This window comes from Kitasatospora sp. NPDC094019, assembly GCF_044764505.1.
Taxonomy (GTDB): domain Bacteria; phylum Actinomycetota; class Actinomycetes; order Streptomycetales; family Streptomycetaceae; genus Kitasatospora.
Genome location: NZ_JBIWIF010000008.1, coordinates 154,481 through 171,302, shown reverse-complemented (window position 1 = coordinate 171,302; position 16,822 = coordinate 154,481). Strand labels below are relative to the sequence as shown.

At 74.1% G+C, this 16,822-nt stretch carries 14 protein-coding genes; 4 read left to right on the top strand and 10 right to left on the bottom strand.

Translation table 11 applies throughout. The features are described from left to right. Positions 1-167 precede the first annotated feature (167 nt). Positions 168-1,532 carry a dicarboxylate/amino acid:cation symporter gene (locus tag ACIQ9P_RS19950; protein WP_402357388.1) on the bottom strand — a complete coding sequence of 455 codons (1,365 nt, stop codon included), beginning with the start codon at positions 1,530-1,532 and terminating at the stop codon, positions 168-170. A 469-nt stretch (positions 1,533-2,001) separates the two neighbouring features. On the opposite strand from ACIQ9P_RS19950, the gene ACIQ9P_RS19945 reads away from it, so the two are divergent. Next, a complete protein-coding gene (locus ACIQ9P_RS19945) occupies positions 2,002-3,234 on the top strand; it encodes an MFS transporter (RefSeq protein WP_402357385.1) in 1,233 nt (410 codons plus the stop codon). A 233-nt stretch (positions 3,235-3,467) separates the two neighbouring features. Here ACIQ9P_RS19945 and ACIQ9P_RS19940 read toward each other — a convergent pair whose 3' ends face one another. The 5 genes from ACIQ9P_RS19940 to ACIQ9P_RS19920 form a co-directional block, all read right to left on the bottom strand. Then, positions 3,468-4,604: a LacI family DNA-binding transcriptional regulator gene (locus ACIQ9P_RS19940; protein WP_402357382.1), complete on the bottom strand. Its 1,137-nt coding sequence runs from the start codon at positions 4,602-4,604 to the stop codon at positions 3,468-3,470. An 11-nt stretch (positions 4,605-4,615) separates the two neighbouring features. Beyond that, positions 4,616-4,990, bottom strand: a complete 375-nt coding sequence (locus tag ACIQ9P_RS19935; protein WP_402357379.1) for a DUF4229 domain-containing protein — start codon at positions 4,988-4,990, stop codon at positions 4,616-4,618. Between the two features lie 110 nt (positions 4,991-5,100). Further along, positions 5,101-5,628 (bottom strand): GNAT family N-acetyltransferase, encoded by a 528-nt coding sequence (locus tag ACIQ9P_RS19930; RefSeq protein ID WP_402357376.1) that lies wholly within the window; start codon positions 5,626-5,628, stop codon positions 5,101-5,103. Positions 5,629-5,762: 134 nt separating this feature from the next. Beyond that, positions 5,763-7,169 carry an MFS transporter gene (locus tag ACIQ9P_RS19925; RefSeq protein ID WP_402357373.1) on the bottom strand — a complete coding sequence of 469 codons (1,407 nt, stop codon included), beginning with the start codon at positions 7,167-7,169 and terminating at the stop codon, positions 5,763-5,765. A 535-nt stretch (positions 7,170-7,704) separates the two neighbouring features. Beyond that, positions 7,705-8,316: an ATP-binding protein gene (locus tag ACIQ9P_RS19920; protein ID WP_402357370.1), complete on the bottom strand. Its 612-nt coding sequence runs from the start codon at positions 8,314-8,316 to the stop codon at positions 7,705-7,707. Positions 8,317-8,881: 565 nt separating this feature from the next. Between ACIQ9P_RS19920 and ACIQ9P_RS19915 the strand changes: the two genes are divergently transcribed. After that, positions 8,882-9,580: a sigma-70 family RNA polymerase sigma factor gene (locus tag ACIQ9P_RS19915; protein ID WP_402357367.1), complete on the top strand. Its 699-nt coding sequence runs from the start codon at positions 8,882-8,884 to the stop codon at positions 9,578-9,580. Beyond that, the gene (locus ACIQ9P_RS19910) at positions 9,577-10,791 is read left to right on the top strand and encodes a zf-HC2 domain-containing protein (RefSeq protein ID WP_402357364.1); all 1,215 of its coding nucleotides are present in this window, start codon (positions 9,577-9,579) and stop codon (positions 10,789-10,791) included. The genes ACIQ9P_RS19915 and ACIQ9P_RS19910 overlap by 4 nt, the downstream gene beginning before the upstream one ends. A gap of 83 nt (positions 10,792-10,874) precedes the next feature. On the opposite strand, the gene purU is transcribed toward ACIQ9P_RS19910, so the two are convergent. Both purU and ACIQ9P_RS19900 read right to left on the bottom strand, forming a co-directional pair. Further along, the gene (gene purU / locus ACIQ9P_RS19905; RefSeq protein ID WP_402357361.1) at positions 10,875-11,741 is read right to left on the bottom strand and encodes a formyltetrahydrofolate deformylase; all 867 of its coding nucleotides are present in this window, start codon (positions 11,739-11,741) and stop codon (positions 10,875-10,877) included. Positions 11,742-11,898: 157 nt separating this feature from the next. Next, positions 11,899-12,414, bottom strand: a complete 516-nt coding sequence (locus ACIQ9P_RS19900) for a hypothetical protein (RefSeq protein ID WP_402357358.1) — start codon at positions 12,412-12,414, stop codon at positions 11,899-11,901. Between the two features lie 176 nt (positions 12,415-12,590). Here ACIQ9P_RS19900 and ACIQ9P_RS19895 point away from each other — a divergent pair, with 176 nt between their 5' ends. Next, positions 12,591-13,886, top strand: a complete 1,296-nt coding sequence (locus ACIQ9P_RS19895) for an ABC transporter substrate-binding protein (protein WP_402357355.1) — start codon at positions 12,591-12,593, stop codon at positions 13,884-13,886. Between the two features lie 133 nt (positions 13,887-14,019). On the opposite strand, the gene ACIQ9P_RS19890 is transcribed toward ACIQ9P_RS19895, so the two are convergent. Together ACIQ9P_RS19890 and ACIQ9P_RS19885 are read right to left on the bottom strand one after the other, a co-directional pair. Next, positions 14,020-15,177: a hypothetical protein gene (locus ACIQ9P_RS19890; protein WP_402357352.1), complete on the bottom strand. Its 1,158-nt coding sequence runs from the start codon at positions 15,175-15,177 to the stop codon at positions 14,020-14,022. 174 nt (positions 15,178-15,351) lie between these two features. Next, complete coding sequence (locus ACIQ9P_RS19885) at positions 15,352-16,728, bottom strand: hypothetical protein (protein WP_030393555.1); 1,377 nt, start codon at positions 16,726-16,728, stop codon at positions 15,352-15,354. Positions 16,729-16,822 lie beyond the last annotated feature (94 nt).

Sequence of the window (16,822 nt, the reverse complement as noted above, 5' to 3'; positions counted from 1 at the left end):
AGAGCAGCAGTACCCAAGGGGGCCCGCCGGTCGGCGGGCCCCCTGCCTTGTTGTCCGGACGTTCTCCGGGCGTCGTCCCGGCGTCGTCCCGGTGTTGTCCGCGCAACGCGGAGCGGCCCCCTCCCCCGTTCACCGGGAGAGGGGGCCGCGTCCGTGCGGGGCGACCGTCAGGCCGTCGCGGGGGCCTTGGCACCGGCCTGGGCCGGGACGGCGACCGGGGCCGGAGCCTCGTCGTAGAGATCACCGGTCGGGTTGTTGTACGCGACCAGGTCGAGCGTCTTCTCCCGGGCCGCGACCACGATCGGCACCAGGGCCTGGCCCGCGACGTTGGTCGCGGTGCGCATCATGTCCAGGATCGGGTCGATGGCCAGCAGCAGGCCGACGCCCTCCAGCGGCAGACCCAGGGTGGAGAGGGTCAGCGTCAGCATCACGATCGCACCGGTCAGACCGGCGGTGGCGGCCGAGCCGATCACCGAGACGAAGGCGATCAGCAGGTAGTCCTTGATGCCGAGGTCGATGCCGTACACCTGGGCGACGAAGATCGCGGCCAGCGAGGGGTAGATCGCGGCGCAGCCGTCCATCTTGGTGGTGGCGCCGAACGGGACGGCGAACGAGGCGTACTCGCTCGGGACGCCCAGGCGCTCGGTGACCCGGCGGGTGACCGGCAGGGTGCCGACCGAGGAGCGGGAGACGAAGGCCAGCTGGATGGCGGGCCAGGCGCCCTTGAAGAAGTTGACCGGGTTGAGGCCGGCGGCGAACTTCAGCAGCAGCGAGTAGACGCCGAACAGCACCAGCGCGCAACCGACGTAGACGTCGACGGTCAGCGTCGCGAACGGCTCCAGCAGGTCCCAGCCGTACTTGGCGACGGACTTGCCGATCAGGCCGAGGGTGCCGAGCGGCGAGAGCCGGATGACCCACCAGAGGGCGGTCTGGATCAGTTCGAGCACCGACTCGCTGAGCTTGAGCACCGGCTCGGCCTTGGCGCCGAGCTTGATGATCGCGGCGCCGGCCACGATCGCCAGGAAGACGATCTGCAGGACCTCGACCTCGGTGAACGCGGTCACGATGTTGGTCGGGAAGATCCCGGTGAGGAAGTCGATCCAGCTGCCGGTGGACTTCGGCGGCTTGAGGCCCTCGGTCTTGAGGTGGGTGCCCTCGCCCGGGTTGGTGAGCAGGCCGAGGCCGAGGCCGATGGCCACCGCGATCAGCGAGGTGATCGCGAACCAGAGCAGGGTGCGAACGGCCAGCCGGGCGGCGTTGGTGACGTTCCGCAGGTTGGCGACGCTGACCAGGATCGCGGTGAAGACCAGCGGCGGGACGGCGAGCTTCAGCAGCTGGACGAAGATCCGGCCGATGGTCTCCAGGGTGGTGGCCAGCCAGGAGATGTCGGCCGCGCGGGCCAGGTAGCCGAGGGCGACGCCGAGCACGAGGCCGGCGACGATCTGGGCCCAGAAGGGCGTCTTGCCCAGCTTGGAATTACGCAGACTGGCGAGCACGGACGGCGACGAGGTCGCCTCGGGCGCTGTGGACATGACGGTGCGGCTCCGGGGGAGGCGTGACTGGGGTGTGGCGGGGGGCGGGAAAGGCGGCACGGCGCGGGAGCCGGAGCGGGAAGGGAACCGGCCCCGATCAGGGGCGTGCCGCCTGAATACAGCTCATGGCGCGACAACGGCGCGGGCTGTCCACAGCACCGGACAGACGCCCGCGGGCGGCACCGGGCTGCGAGCCCAGGCCGTGCGCCGAACGTGCGTCTGAGGTGGTCATGGGCGATACGTTAGCAGTAAAGGTTTGAGATGTTCAAAGTAGTTGTTTGAGGTCCGGGCGCGAAGGATCCGGGCGCGACGCCGAACGGGCACCGGGCGCGACGCCGAGCGGGTGGCGGGCGAGCCCGGAGGCCGCCCGCGGACGCTCCGCGCGGGCCCGATTGACCGCTCAGCAGTTATACGTATAACTTGGAGAACATCCCCGCCCGTCCCCTGCCCAGACCGGAGAATCCCGCCCATGGGCTACCTCGCCCTGCTCCGCGCCCCGCACGTCGGCCGACTGCTCTTCGGCACCCTGCTCGGCCGCCTCCCGGCCGGCATGACCGCCCTGGTGATCGCCCTCGCGCTGCGCGACGCCGGCGCGCCCTACAGCCGGATCGGGCTGGCCACCGCCGCGTACGCGATCGCGGCGGCCATCGGCGGGCCGGTGCTCGGCCGGATCGTGGACCGCACCGGCCAGCCGCGCGTCCTGCTCGTCTCCGCGGTGATCGCCGGCGGTGGGTACGCCCTGCTGGCGCTGGCACCGGCCTCCGCGATCGCCGCCACCGCCGGCGCCGCGATCGCCGGACTGGCGATGCCCCCGCTCGAACCCTGCCTGCGCTCGCTCTGGCCGGACGTCGTCGAGGAGGAGCAGCTCGACACCGCCTACGCCTTCGACTCCGCCGCCCAGCAGATCCTCTACGTCGCCGGCCCGCTCGCGGTGGCCGGTATCGCGGGCACCGCCGGCCCGGTCACCGCGCTCTGGGTGGCGGCCGGACTCGGCCTGGCCGGGGCACTGGTGGTCGCCTCCACCGCGCCGGCCCGCGCCTGGCAGGCACCGGCGCGCGCGCACTCGGCCGGTCTGCTCGGACCGCTCCGTTCCCCCGGCCTGGTCCTGCTGCTGATCGGCCTGGCCGGAGCCGGCTGGGCGGTCGGCGCGCAGAACGTGCTGTTCATCGCCTACGCCGAGGCCCAGCACGGGGGCAGCCTGCCCGGCGGGGCCGGAAGTCTGCTGGCCCTGGCGGCGCTCGGCGGCCTGCTCGGCGCGCTCGCCTACGGCGCGGTGCGGTGGCGCAGCTCGACGGCCACCCGCACGTGGCTGATGGCGCTCGGCATGGCCGTCAGCTACCTGCCGCTGGTGCTGGTCCCGGGACCGGCCGCGATGGCGGTCCTCGCCTTCGTCTCCGGGATCGCGCTGGCGCCGCTGCTGGCGGCCGCCTTCGTGCTGGTCGCCGAGCTGGCCCCGAAGGGCACCGTGACCGAAGCCTTCGCCTGGCTGGTCACGCTCTTCGCGACCGGGAACTCGCTGGGCTACGCGGTCTCCGGCCACCTCGCGGAGGGCTCGCTGCGGTCGGTGGCGCTCTGCGCGGCGGGCGGGATCGGCCTGGGCGGGCTGCTGCTGTTCGGCGCCCGCCGCTGGTTCCGCCCGGTCGACGGAGCGCCCGCCGGGGCGCACCGGCTGCCCGCCGCCGAACCGGTGCCGGTGGGCTGACGCCCGCGGCACCCCCATGGACGTGGCTGCGCCCGTCGGACCGGTGGTCTGGTCGACGGGCGCAGCCACTTCGTCGTGCCCGCCCCGGTCCGCGCCGGCACCGCGCGCCCGTCCGCCCCGCACGCGCGCCCGTGCGCCCGTGCGGCGGGGCGATACGGCGACACGTCGACGGGGCGGACCGGGGCGACGGAGGCGAAGGAACCGGCGGACGGACGCCCGGGAACCCGACCGGGTCAGTGCTCCCGGGACACCGGTGCGGTGGAGGACCGCAGCACCAGCGAGGTGGCGAGCGGCGGCACGGGTGCGACCGCCTCGCCCCGGAGCAGTCCGGCGAGCGCCGCCACCCCGGCCCGGCCCAGCTCCTCGCCGGGCAGGTCGACGGTGGTGAGCGGCGGGGTGAGCAGCGCGGCCACCGGGACGTTGTCGATCCCGACCACCGAAAGGTCGGCGGGCACCCGCAGGCCGCGCTCGGCCGCGGCCTGGTAGACCCCGGCGGCGACCACGTCGTCGTCGCAGATCACGGCGAACGGCCGGTCCGGCAGCTCCAGCAGGCGGTGGGCGACCTCGCGTGCGGCCGCCTGCCCCTCGTTCAGGCTGACGCCGAGTTCCACCGCGTCCAGGCCGAGGGCCAGGACCGTCTCCTCGAAGGCCGCCTGGCGGACCCGGAAGGTGTACGCGGCGTGGGTGGAACGGAGCCGGGCGATCCGGCGGTGGCCGAGTGCGGCGAGGTGCTCGACGGCGGCGCGCATCCCGCCGCCGACGTCCAGTTCGACGGTCGGGCGGGCCCGGTCGGTGCCGGGGTCGGCGTCCAGGAAGACGACGGGGGTGTCGGCGGGCAGGTCACCGAGCTGGCTGTCGTCCGGGGAGCAGATCAGCAGGCCGTCGAAGCGGCTGGTGGTGGCGGCCTCGGCGAGGGTGGCGCTCCCCCAGCCCGAACTGACCACGACGGCCAGGCCGTGCTTGCCGGCCTCCTCGTGGACGCCTTCGAGCACCCGGCCGAAGAACGGGCCGAGGATGTTCGGCACCGCCAGCAGGATCATGCCGCTGCGGCCCAGACGGAGTTGACGGCCGGCCGCCTGCGGACGGTAGCCGAGACCCCGGGCGGCCTCGCGGACCCGCTCGCGGGTGGCGTCGGAGACCCGGCGGCCCGCCTCGGAGCCGGAGAACACCAGCGAGACGGTGGCCTGCGAGACCCCGGCCAGGCGGGCGACGTCCCGGCCGGTCGGGCGGCGGACCGGGGCCGGCCAGGTACCGGCGGCCGGTACGGCGGGCTCGGGCTCCGCGGCGTCCGGTCCCGCGTGCTCCGGTCCCGCGTGCTCCGGCTCCGCGGTGTCCGGCTCAGCGTTCCCCGCCGCGGCGTTCTCCGGCACGGTGGCGCGGGTCAGTTCTGCGGGGCCGGGGCGGCGGGGCCGGCGGGCGTCCTGGTGGCCTCGGCGCGCAGCGCGTCGTCCACCGCGTCCTCCTCGGCGTTCTGCGCGGCGATCCGGGAGGCCGTCCGGGTGCGGATGCCGTCCACCCGGCCGGAGATCTCGACCGACATCTCGTCCCGCTGCCGGCTGAGCAGCACATAGCTGAGCGGCGCCGAGACGACGGCGGCCAGCAGGAAGAGGAAGATCACCCCGGCCTCGCCGGAGACCGGGATCACCTGGAAGTGGCCGAGGATCAGCACGACCAGCAGACAGCCCAGGAAGACGGAGACCCGCATCGAGGTGTAGCGGAGTGTGGCGTGCGACTTCTTGCTCACCTTGCTGCTCACCGGGGACACATCCTTCGCTGCCTGGGACCGGGCCGGTCTCCCAGTGAAGCATGCCCGACGGGCCCGACGGGGAACGGGTCCCGCCCGGGACGGCCCCGGCGCGGCCATGATCAGCGCAGGTCGCGCCACATGACGACATCGTCCCGGTCGTCGCCGGGGGCGACCCGGATCGCGCCGGGCACCCGGCCGACCTCGACGTACCCGCTGCGGAGGTAGAAGGACTCCAGGCCCATCCCGCCCCGCACCTGGAGCTTCAGTCCGTCCAGCCCCCATTCCCGGCCGATCCGCTCGGCCTCGGCCAGCAGCGCCGCGCCGTGTCCCCGCCCCTGCAGCTCGGGGTGGACCATGACCCTGGAGACCAGCCGCCAGTGGTCCATCGGCCCGAACCGCATCGACTCCAGGAACAGCAGGGCGGCCAGCCGCCCGGTCCCGGTCTCCCGGGCGACCAGCAGCCGGTCCGGTCCGGCCGGGGCGAGCCGGGCGAACTGCGCCTCCCCGACCGCCCCGACCTCCTCCTCGGTCACCGGGCGGACGAAGCCCACGGCGCCGCCGGCGTTGCTGGCGGCCGTCCACAGACCGACGACCTCGGCGCGCAGTTCGGGGCCGTCCCCGGGGTCCAGGGTGAAACTCAGCGTCATGGTCACGAAGCCTAGCCACCTCTTACGACACCTCGGCGCCCGCTCGGCCCGGCCACTCGGTCCGGACGGTCCGGGCGCTCGGTCCGGCACTCGGTCCGGGTGCCAGGTCCGGGCACGCGCCCGGACCGGGACGCTCAGATCAGCGCCGGAACCGCGCGGTCCGTCCGCCCGGGCGTCCGCAGGGCCAGGCAGAGCAGCACCGCGACCGCGCAGAGCCCGCCGGCCAGGTACCAGGCGAGGTCGTAGTCGCCGAGCCTGTCCCGGGCGACCCCGGCCAGGCCGGCCACCACCGCGGCGCCGATCTGGTGACAGGCCAGCACCCAGCCGAAGACGATCGGCGCGTCCTCCCCGAAGTACTGGCGGCAGAGCGCGACGGTCGGCGGGACGGTGGCCACCCAGTCGAGCCCGTAGAAGATCACGAACGCCAGGATCGGCGGTTCCAGCGAGCCGGCGAACAGCTGCGGCAGCAGGAGCAGCGAGAGCCCGCGCAGCGCGTAGTAGAGGACCAGCAGCCGGCCGGCGTCGAAGCGGTCGGTGAACCAGCCGCTGGCGACGGTGCCGATCACGTCGAACACGCCGATCAGCGCGAGCAGGCTCGCCGCCGTGGTGACCGGCAGGCCGTGGTCGTGGGCGGCCGGGATGAAGTGGGTGCCGACCAGCCCGGCGGTGGTCGCGCCGCAGATCGCGAAGGAGGCGGCCAGCAGCCAGAAGGCCCGGGTGCGGGCGGCATCCCTGAGCACCCGCAGCGAACGGGCCAGCGCCCGGCCATCGGCCGCCGGGACGGGCGGCGGCTCGGTCGCGCCGTACGGGAGCAGGCCGAGGTCGGCGGGCCGCTCGCGCATCAGCAGCAGCACCGGGACGGCCACCGCGCTGGCCGCCAGTGAGACCACCACGACCGCCGAACGCCAGCCGTGTTCCTCGACCAGCCAGGCGCCGAGCGGGAGGAAGACCAGGTTGCCCGCCGCCCCGGCGGCCGTCAGCACCCCGGTCACCAGCCCCTGCCGGGCCCGGAACCAGCGGCCGGTGATGGTGGTGGCGAACGCCCCGGCCATCGAACCGCTGCCGAGGCCGACCAGCACGCCCCAGCACAGCACCAGTTGCCAGGGTTCACGCATCAGCATGGTGAGGCCGGAGCCGACCGAGATGGTCAGCAGCGCGCAGACCACCATCAGCCGGACGCCGAACCGGTCCATCAGCGCGGCGGCGAACGGCGCCGTGAGGCCGTAGAGCGTGAGGTTCACCGAGGTGGCGCTGGATATGGTGCCCATCGACCAGCCGAACTCGGTGTGCAGCGCGTCCATCATCAGACTGGGCGTGGAGCGGAACCCGGCCGAGCCGAGCAGCACCACCAGGGCGACGCCGGCCACCACCCAGGCGTAGTGCACCCGGGGCGCGCGGGCCGGGAGGGGACGGGTGTCCGCGGCCCCGACGAAACCCGCGGGTCCGGCGGGGGCGGCGAGTTCGGCAGGACCTGCGGAGCCGGCAGGACCTGCGGGCCCGGCCGCGGCCGCCGTGCCGGTGGGGGCGTTCGCTTCGTTCACGCGGCCGAGTCTCCCGAAGGGGCCGTGGCGCGGCGAGGGGCGGGGCTGCCAGCTTTCGTCGGAATCGGGCCAACGGTGGTCCGTGCTCGGGGGAGCGCGAACCGGCCGACCAGGGTCCGCGCTCCGGGGAAGCGGGCCGGTGGCCGAAACGCGCCGCCCGTGACGGGCGGATCGGACGACGGCGGGCCGCGCGCACCCCGAGCACGGCACAGCCGGCCGCCGTCCGACCTCGATGCACGGGTCCCTGAACCCGTGCGACATTCTCCGCACTCGCCGAGGAACGGGCACACGACCGGCCCTGCCTGCGGCCCCCCTGCTGACGTGATCCCCCTGGACAGCAGCACCGCGGCGGCGTTCGGGTGTCCCTCGGCGTCCCCTCGCGACGGAGAACTGACCCAAGCGTGATCAGTCGGATACGTCACGTCAATGGGTTGTCCGAAATTCGGAATGGTTGCGTCAGCTTTCGGCCCGGCGATCACGGGGTCCGACGGCCTCCGCCGCGGCCCCGCGGGAAGCGCCGGACCGCGTCCCGTCCCTACTGCGCGAGGGCCGCCCAGTCGACGGTGGCCAGCGGTTCGACCGGCCGGGCGTCCGGGCTGATCTCGCACCAGACCCGCTTGCCCGAGCCGTCCGGGTACCAGCCCCAGCGGTCGCACAGCAGCTCGACCAGCTCCAGCCCGCGCCCGTTGGTGGCGTCGACGTCCGGGCCCGCGTGCCGGGGAGCGGGGGCGACCTGGCTGGCGTCGGCGACCTCGACCCGCAGCGGACCGACCGTCGCCGCCTCGCGCACCTCACCGCCCCCGGCCGCTACCGCACTTGAGGACGAGGATCCGCTCGCCCGACCGTCGGACGAGCCGCCGACGGACGAACCGTCGGCCGACGGACCCCCGGCCGCGCCGCCCGGGGAACCGTCCGGAGGCGCTCCCGGGAAGTCGCCCAGCGGGAAGCAGAGCCGCAGCACGGCCGGACAACCGGTGTGCACCACGGCGTTGGTGACCAGTTCGGAGACCACCAGCACCACCGTCTCGGCGATCGGCGCGTCCGGGTCCACCCCGTGGTTGAGCAGCCGGGAGCGGACCCACCGACGGGCCCGGCCGACCTCGGCAGGGTCCGCCTGCACCGCCAGCTGTACCTGAAGAACCTGCACCGCTCCACCACCCGCACTCGCAGTTCGGCACCGTCTCGACCGGGCCCTGGTCGCCCGGCCGGCCCGGGTACGCACCGGGCCGCCGTCCTCCGGGCCGCCGCCGTCCGCCGGGTCTCCGCACGTCGAGCCCGGTGCGGTGGGCCCGCACCGGCTCGTCCGCCGCACATCGACCGCGACGCGAATACGCCTCAGGATGAGTCGGCCGGCGGACCGCAGCAAGCGCTTCGGGCATATTCCAGCGATCGGGGGACAGGGCAGGGCATACTGTCCCGCTCACTCTGGCGAGCCTCGGACCGGCGATCGCCCGGCCGCTCCGACCGGCCCCGGACGCAGAGGCGAACCTACCGCCGTCCGCCCCTCGCGCCGCGCCCGCCACTCGCGAACCACCCGTGCGACATATGTCCAACCACCTTCGAACGGCGCGACAGCGCGATCGGCGGCAGATCCCACCATCCGACCATCCGAAGCAGCGGCCTCCGTTCTTCCCCGAATCGCTCCACCGGCCGAACGGCCCGGGATACCGTGGACGCGTCAGCGGTCGGTCCGGCAGGAGGGGTGGTGACCGGTGGCCACCACCGACGACGCCCCGCGCCGGGACGAGCAGCTGCAACGGCGCCTGGCCCGGGGCGAGGAGACCGCCCTCGGCGAGCTGTACGACCAACTCGCTCCGATGGTGCACGGATTGGCGGGCCGGATACTGGCCGACCAGACCGCCGCGGCCCAACTCACCCGGGAGATCTTCGCCCACGTCTGGGAGCACCCCGAGTCCTTCGACCCGTCCCGCGGTTCGCTCCGGTCCTGGCTCGGCGCGCTGACCCACCGCCGTGCGGTGGACCGGCTGCGCGCCCACCGCGCCGGGGCGGCGGGCTTCGCCGGGCCCGTCGAGGAGGACGAGATCCGTACCGTGGCCACCGCCGCCCGGGTCCAGTACGTGGTCTCCGCCCTGCCGGAACCGCTGCGTGAGACCATCGCGGAGTCCTACTACGACGGCCGCACCTACCAGGAGACGGCCCGTCGGCTCGGGATCAGCGAGCAGGCCGCCAAGCAGCGGATGCGGCTGGGGCTGGCGCTGCTGGCCACCGAGCTGGAGCAGGAGCGCGAGCGGCACCGGCTCCCCGCCCCGAGCACCGGGAGCGCGGACCTGCCGCCGAGCACCGACCTGCCACGGAGCGCGGACCGACTGCGGAGTACGGACCGGCCGTGGCGCACGGACCGGCCGCGGGACGGGGAGGACGGGCAACGGACGGAGGGCGGAGGGACGTGACGACCACCGACGAACGGCACGAGGCGCTGCGCTCACTGCTCGGCGCCTGGGCCCTCGGCGCCGTCCCCGCCCCCGAGGCCGCCGAGCTCGAACTCCACCTGGCCGACTGCCCGCAGTGCGCGGAGGAGGCCGGCCGGCTCCGCGAGGCGGCCGGCTGGCTCTCCGTCGAGGAACCGCTGGACCAGCCCGGCGCCCTGCGCCAACAGGTGCTCGACTGGTGCCTGACCCGCCGCCCGGCGGACCTGCCGGTGCCCGTCTGGGGCCTGCCGTACACCGCCGAGACCGCCAAGCTCGACGCCCTGCTGCGCGACCTCGGCCCCGAGGAGTGGCAGGAGGTGGTCGAACTCCCCTGGCACGGCGGCACCGAGTACCTGCGCCCGGCCGAGGTCCTCTGCCATCTCGCCGCCGTGGACGGCTACCTGGCCGTCGCGCTCGGCCTGCCCGACCCGGTGCCGGGCGGCCCGGGCGCCGGCGGTCGGCCGGGCTCCGGACGCCGGGTCCCGCCGCAGGAAGCCGTCGTCGCCGCGCCCCGGGTGCCGCCGCAGGCGGGCCCGCCCTGGGCCCGGATCACCGAGCGCACCGCCCGGCTCACGGCCGAGCAGGCCGGCCTGCCGCCGCAGCGGGTCCGCGCCCGATGGCGCCGGCACTGCCACGAACTGGTCCGCTCGGCCGCCCTCGCCCCGCAGGGCAACACCCCGGTGGACTTCGGCTTCGCGACCGTCCCGCTGCGGGACGCCTTCGTCGACCGGGCCTTCGAGTGCTACGTGCACGGCGAGGACGTCGCCCGGGCGGTCGCCTACCCGTACGACCCGCCGGCCCCGCAGCACCTGCGGCAGATGATCGACCTGGCGGTGCGGATGCTGCCGCTGGCCCTGGCCGGGCGGCGGGCGGCGCGCCCCGAACCGGCCGGCGCGGCGCTCGGCGGCCCCGACGGGCGGCCGGACGGCTCCGGCACCGGGCGCCGGACCGGCCGTCGGATCCGGCTGGTGATCGACGGTCCGGCGGCCGGCGAGTGGCTGATACCGCTGGACGGCCCGGACGCCGGTCCGCCCGGCGGTGAGCCGGTGGCCGCGATGGTGCTGGACGGGCTGGAGTTCTGCCAGCTGGCGGCCGCGCACCGCGACCCGGACCGGGTCCCGGTCGGCGAGCACGGCGACCGGGCCGCGATCCGCGAGGTGCTGCGCGCGACGCCGCTGCTGTCCCGGCCGTAACGGCGGCACGGCAGGCGGCCCGGCAGGCGGCAAGCGGCCCGGCAGGCAGCGCGGGAACAGCGGACGGCGCGGGGACCGCCGGCTCAGGCGAAGACGACCGTCCGGCTGCCGTTCAGCAGCACCCGGTGCTCGCTGTGCCACTTCACCGCGCGCGCCAGCGCCTGGCACTCGACGTCCCGCCCGAGCGCGACCAGCTGGTCCGGGGTGACATCGTGGGTCACCCGGGCCACCTCCTGCTCGATGATCGGGCCCTCGTCGAGGTCGGCGGTGACGTAGTGCGCGGTGGCGCCGATCAGCTTCACGCCCCGGGTGTGCGCCTGGTGGTACGGCTTGGCGCCCTTGAAGCTCGGCAGGAAGGAGTGGTGGATGTTGATCACCTTGCCGGAGAGCGCGGTGCAGAGGTGGTCCGACAGCACCTGCATGTAGCGGGCCAGCACGACCAGCTCGACGTTCTCCTTCGCGACCAGGTCCAGCAGCTGCTGCTCGGCCTCGTCCTTGTTCTCCCTGGTCACCGGGATGTGGTGGAACGGGATGCCGTAGCCCTCGGTGAGGTCGCGGAAGTCGGTGTGGTTGGACACCACCGCGGCGATCTCCACCGGCAGCGCGCCGATCCGGGTGCGGAACAGCAGGTCGTTCAGGCAGTGGCCGAACTTGCTGACCATCAGGACGATCCGCAGCTTCTCCTCGCTGGGGTGGATCTGCCAGTCCATCCCGAACGAGGCCCCGATCGCGGCGAAGCTGGCCCGCAGCTTGTCGACGGTCACCGGCTCGGCCGCCGAGAAGTGCACCCGCATGAAGAACAGCCCGCTGTCCCCGTCACCGAACTGCTGGCTGTCGATGATGTTGCACCCGGTCATGAAGAGGTAGCTGGAGACCGCGTGGACGATGCCCTGCTTGTCGGGGCAGGACAGCGTGAGGACGTACTGGGCGCTGGCCGGCTGCTGTTCCACGGTGGGGGTATCCCGTCCTGAGCTCGTGCTGGTGTGAATGCTCCAGCGTGTCACACTCCGGGACGCCCCCCGCCGGGCTGCCCGCACTCCGGGACGCGACGGCGCGGACCGGCCCCCACCAGGACGCCGGGCCGGTCGGCCCCGGGTCGGACCCCGGTCAGACCTGGGTCAGGATCCGCAGGATGTCCAGCGAGCGCGGCGGCGCGTCCGGGTCCTCGCCGTCGTTGGCCGCCAGCAGGACGTGCGCCTCCCGGGCCGCCCGGACCGCCTCCGGCCAGTCGTGGTGCTCCAGATAGACGGCGGCCGGCGCGTCCGCACCGACCTCGTGCAGGATCTGCACGACCCGCAGCACCGCGAGGTCGACCGCGGTGGCCTCGGCGGGGTCGCGGAAGATCGTGCCGATGTACTTCTCGGCGGACCAGCGGTCCAGCCAGGTGTCCTCGACCAGCCGGTAGACGGCGTCGGTCACATCGCCGTAGCCCTCACGGCCGGCCAGCCAGGCTTCCCGCTGGAACCCGGGGTCGGAGAGCATGTGCAGGGCCGAGCGGAGTCGGGCCCGCCAGCGCCACCAGGGCAGGTCGTTGAGCGGCATGCCGCCCATCGTGCTGGAGCGGTGGCCCGGACGAGAAGGGTTTCGGGCAGACCGATACGAAGATTCTGTGCTGGCGGACATGGAGAACGATCGTACGTTCCCCCACCGTTCGTACTCCACTCGCGATCTACACGCGTTCCCGCCCGGAGTTCCTCCGCCGTTGGTCGTTTGTTGGCTTTACGGCCCTCTCTGCTTGCGGCACCGGGGATTGGCTGGTCCAGGTGCGCAGCAGAGAGCGCCCCGGGAGGGATAGACCCATGACCAGCCGAAGGGGCTCGTCCCAGGCCATGAACCCGATCGCAGAACGGCGCAGCCGGCGCCCGATCGCTGCCGCCGCGACCGCCGCGGCGCTGCTTCCCACCCTCTTCTCGGCCTCCGCGTGCGGCGGACCGGCCGACGCCGCCACCGGCAGTGGCGACCTCACCGTCATGACCTGGGCGCCGTCCGGCACCGGGTCGGCCGACCGTCCCGGCATGACGTCCCTGGCCGAGGCGATCGGCCGGGACCTCAACGTCAAGGGCGGCCTCGGCGGCCGCCGGCTCAATGTGATCACCTGCAACGAGCACAACACCTCCGACGGCGCCCGGGCCTGCGCGCAGCAGGCGGTGGACGCCAAGGCGGTCGCGGTACTGGGCTCCTACAGCCAGTTCGGCGACGACTTCATGCCGGTCCTGGAGCGCGCCGGCATCCCGCTGATCGGCGGCTACGGACTGTCCCAGCCGGAGTTCAGCAGCCCGCTGTCCTACCCGGTGGGCGGCGGCATGCCGGCCCTGATCGGTGGCAGCGGCCGCCAGCTGGTGGAGGCCGGCTGCAAGGCCGTCTCGCTGATCCGCCCGGACACCCCGGCCGGTGACAACCTGCTCGGCTACCTCGGCAACGCGCTCAAGCCGGCCGGGATCAAGCTGCTGGACGTCAAGGCGCCGGAGAAGTCCAACGACTACAGCCCGGTGGTCCGCAAGGCGATCGGGACCGACCAGGCCGGCAACTGCGTCACCAGCGCGCTGGGCGCCGAGCCGACCGGCAACCTGCTCGACGCCTTCCGCCGGACCGGGGCGAAGAACACCAGGATCGCCTCGGTGATCGGCAGCGTGCAGCAGTCGGTGGTCGACTCCACCGGCGGTGACAGCGGCCCGCTCTCCGGTGCCTTCGTGACCGGCTGGTACCCGCCGGAGTCGGCGAAGATCTGGGACGGCCTGCGCGCGGTGATCCGTGCCGACTCCGGTCGGCACATCGACGCCGCCGACCCGGGGGTGCAGACCACCTGGGTCGCCTACGAGGTGTTCAAGCAGATCTCCGAGCGCCTGACCGCGGGCGGGCAGCCGGTCTCCAGCAAGGCCGTGACGACGCTGCTGGACGGTGGCGAGCCGATCGACGTCGGGCTCACCCCGCCGTTGAACTGGGCCACCAACAACATGCTGCCGAGCACCGAGTCGCCCCGGTTGGTGAACACCTGGGTCACGTTCCAGGTGGTCAAGGGCGGTCAGATGACCCTGCAGCGGCCTGGCTTCGTCGATGTGCGCTGGGTGCTCACCGGTGGCAAGCCGCCCGCCTGAGCCGACGCGCCCGCCGGGGTGCGCGACCCCGGGAACGGCGGAGGGCCCGACCGTACTGGTCGGGCCCTCCGCCGTTCCCCGTCGCGGTCCCGGAGGAGGACCGCCGGACGAGGACCGCCGGCGGGGTGCGGACTCAGAGGTCGCCGTCGGTGCGGGTGGGCAGGGCGGTCTGGCCCGCGACGGTGTTCCAGAGCCCGGACGCCTGCTTCTTCGCGGTGGTCGCGGTGCCGCTCGCGGCGACGGCGTTCTTGTAGTGCTGGTTGTCGTTCTTCTTGGGGTCGCAGCCGCTCTGTGCGTCCCCGGCCCAGGCCGCGTACTCGTCGTCGGCGGACGCCGAGGCAGCCCACGCCGCGTTCAGCTGCTCGACCAGCTGCGGACCGCCGGTCAGCTTGTCGGTCTTCAGCCCGGCGAGCTTGCTCTGCAGCTCCCGCCGCTGGCCGGCCGCCGCGGTCAGCGCCTGCTGCGACTCCGGGAGCTTCTCGCACTTCTGCACCGAGGCGACCGCGCCGATCACCGCCTGTCGGCTGTCGTTGGCGGTGCCGAGCAGGTCGGACAGCGCCTGGGCCTGTGCCTTGACCTCCGGGCTGACGGAGGCGGTGGTCGGACCGGGGCTCTGCTGCGCGGTGGTAGCGGTGGTACCGCCGCCGGTGGTCGCCGGGGCGGCCTGCGGCTTCGGGTCGGGCTTGTCGCCGCCGCTCATCAGCACCGCGACCAGGGCGGCCGCGGCGATGCCGCCGACCACCACGCCGCCGATCACCAGCTTGTTGGAGGAGCGGCCGCCGCCGCGCCCGGCCGGAGCCGCGCCGGACCGGTCCGGATAGTCCGCCGGGGGCCCGTCGGCGTATCCCGGGCGGGCCGGGGGGAACCCACCGGCGCCCTGCGGATCCGCCCCCGGGTACGGCGGCAGGTACTGGGTGGCCTGGGCGTGGTCGGCCGGGTGACCGGGGTGCGGCGCACCGCCCCAGCCGGGGGCCGGAGCGCCCTGCTGCTGGACCGGCATGGCCTGGGTGGGCAGCGCGCTGTCGCCGAAGTACTCGGGCTGCCCGGACGCCTGGCCCGGGTAGGCGCCGGGCGGCGGACCCGGGTACGGCGCGGCCGGCTGCTGGCCGTGCGGCGGCGTCCGGCCGGGGTGCGGCGGTGGCTGGTGCCCCGGCGGCGGTCCGGGCTGCTGGGCCGGCGGCTGGCCCGGCTGCTGCCCCGGTTGCTGCCCCGGTTGCTGCCCTGGCTCCGGACGGAACAGATCGTCCAGATTGAAGTCACCGGAGTTGGGGTACGAGCGGCGCTGGCTCAACGCGATTCCTCACCTGTGCACGACCGCGCGCTGACGGCGGACCACATCTCGTCGGTTCTTGGGAGCATCACAGTTCCTTGGACGTCGCGCCCACGCTACCGGTTCACCGAACCGGCCGACCACGTGGGCGGGACGTCCCTCACCGTCCGCGCACGCTCCGCTCCGCCGTGCCGATCAGGCGGCCTCCGCCTCCGCCCTGGCCTGGAATTCACGGACCACGCGCTGCTCCCGGTACGGCTCCAGCCGGCGGCGGAACTCGTCCAGGTACTCCACGCCCCGGTTGGACCGCAGACCGCTCAGCAGCCGGACCGCCTGCGCGCCCGTCTCGCAGGCGCGTTCCACGTCCCGCTGCTGGAGCTGCGCCGTGGCCAGCAGCACGAGGTCCACCGCGCGGCGCCGCACCCGGGTCGGCGGGTGCAGGTCGAGCGCCCGGCGGGCGTAGTGCTCGGCCTGGCCCGCCTGTTCGAGATCCCGGTGGCAGTGCGCCAGTTCGTCGGCGAGGTAGGCGTCGTCGAAGTGGACGATCCAGTCCGGGTCGTCCTCCGGGCGGCGCTTCTCCATCATCTCCAGCGCCTTGGCGGCCACCGCCTCGCACGCCCGGGCATCGCCGAGCAGGGCGTGGCCGCGGGCCTCGGCCGCGTAGAACATGGCCATCGCGGTGGGGGTGGCCACCGTCCTGGCGCCCTCCTGCGCGGCCCGGGCGAGCTGGGCGATCTCCCTCGGGTTGCCCAGGGTCGCCGCCAGGTGGCTCATCGAGGCCGCCAGCACGTACCCGCCGTAACCCCGGTCGTCGGCGGCCTGGGCCAGGCGCAGCGCCTGGATGTAGTAGCGCTGGGCGAGACCGGGCTGGCCGGTGTCGACCGCCATGTAGCCCGCCAGCTCGGTCAACCGGGCCACGGCCGCGAACAGCTGGCGGCCCGTCTCCTCCCGGTAGGAGCCGCCGAGCAGACCGGACACCACGCTGTTGAGGTAGTGCACCACGACCGGGCGGACGTGCCCGCTGCCGAACCGGTGGTCCAGGTCGACCAGCATCGCGGTGGTCGCCTTGATCGCCGCGACGTCGGTCGGACCGACCCGGGTGCCGCCGCTCCGGGCCACCACCGGGTCCGGCGGGGTGATCAGCCAGTCCCGGCTGGGCTCGACCAGGGCGGAGGCCGCCACCGTCGCCCCGGTCAGGAAGTCGCGGCGGCCGACGTCGCTGCGCCAGAGCTCACAGACCTGCTCCAGTGCGGCGCCGAGCGTCGGCGCGAACTGCAGCCCGATGCCGGAGCTGAGGTTCTTTCCGTCCGCCATGCCGATCTCCTCGACCGACACACTGCGCCCCAGTTTTCGGCCGAGCGCCTCGGCGATCACCGCCGGGGCCTGCCCACGCGGCTGCTGGCCGCGGAGCCAGCGAGCGACGGAGGTCTTGTCGTAGCGCAGATCCAGACCGTGCTCGGCGCCGCAGAGGTTGACTCTCCGTGCCAGACCGGCGTTGGAGCAGCTGGCCTCCTGGATCAGCTGCTGCAGGCGCTCGTTGGGCTGTCGTGCGACAAGTGGTCTCGCGGCCATTGGGCTTCGCCTCCCCACACCCTCCGGACCCGGCCGGCGGGCGACGCTTTCTGCTGATCTCTGTTGCCGAGTTGCCGACTGTCCGACCGTTCAA

Coding starts and splice junctions, on each gene's coding strand:
- ACIQ9P_RS19885 (WP_030393555.1), bottom strand. CDS start 16,728: ATGGCCGCGAGACCACTTGTCGCACGACAGCCCAACGAGCGCCTGCAG.
- ACIQ9P_RS19950 (WP_402357388.1), bottom strand. CDS start 1,532: ATGTCCACAGCGCCCGAGGCGACCTCGTCGCCGTCCGTGCTCGCCAGT.
- ACIQ9P_RS19930 (WP_402357376.1), bottom strand. CDS start 5,628: ATGACGCTGAGTTTCACCCTGGACCCCGGGGACGGCCCCGAACTGCGC.
- ACIQ9P_RS19895 (WP_402357355.1), top strand. CDS start 12,591: ATGACCAGCCGAAGGGGCTCGTCCCAGGCCATGAACCCGATCGCAGAA.
- ACIQ9P_RS19945 (WP_402357385.1), top strand. CDS start 2,002: ATGGGCTACCTCGCCCTGCTCCGCGCCCCGCACGTCGGCCGACTGCTC.
- ACIQ9P_RS19900 (WP_402357358.1), bottom strand. CDS start 12,414: ATGTCCGCCAGCACAGAATCTTCGTATCGGTCTGCCCGAAACCCTTCT.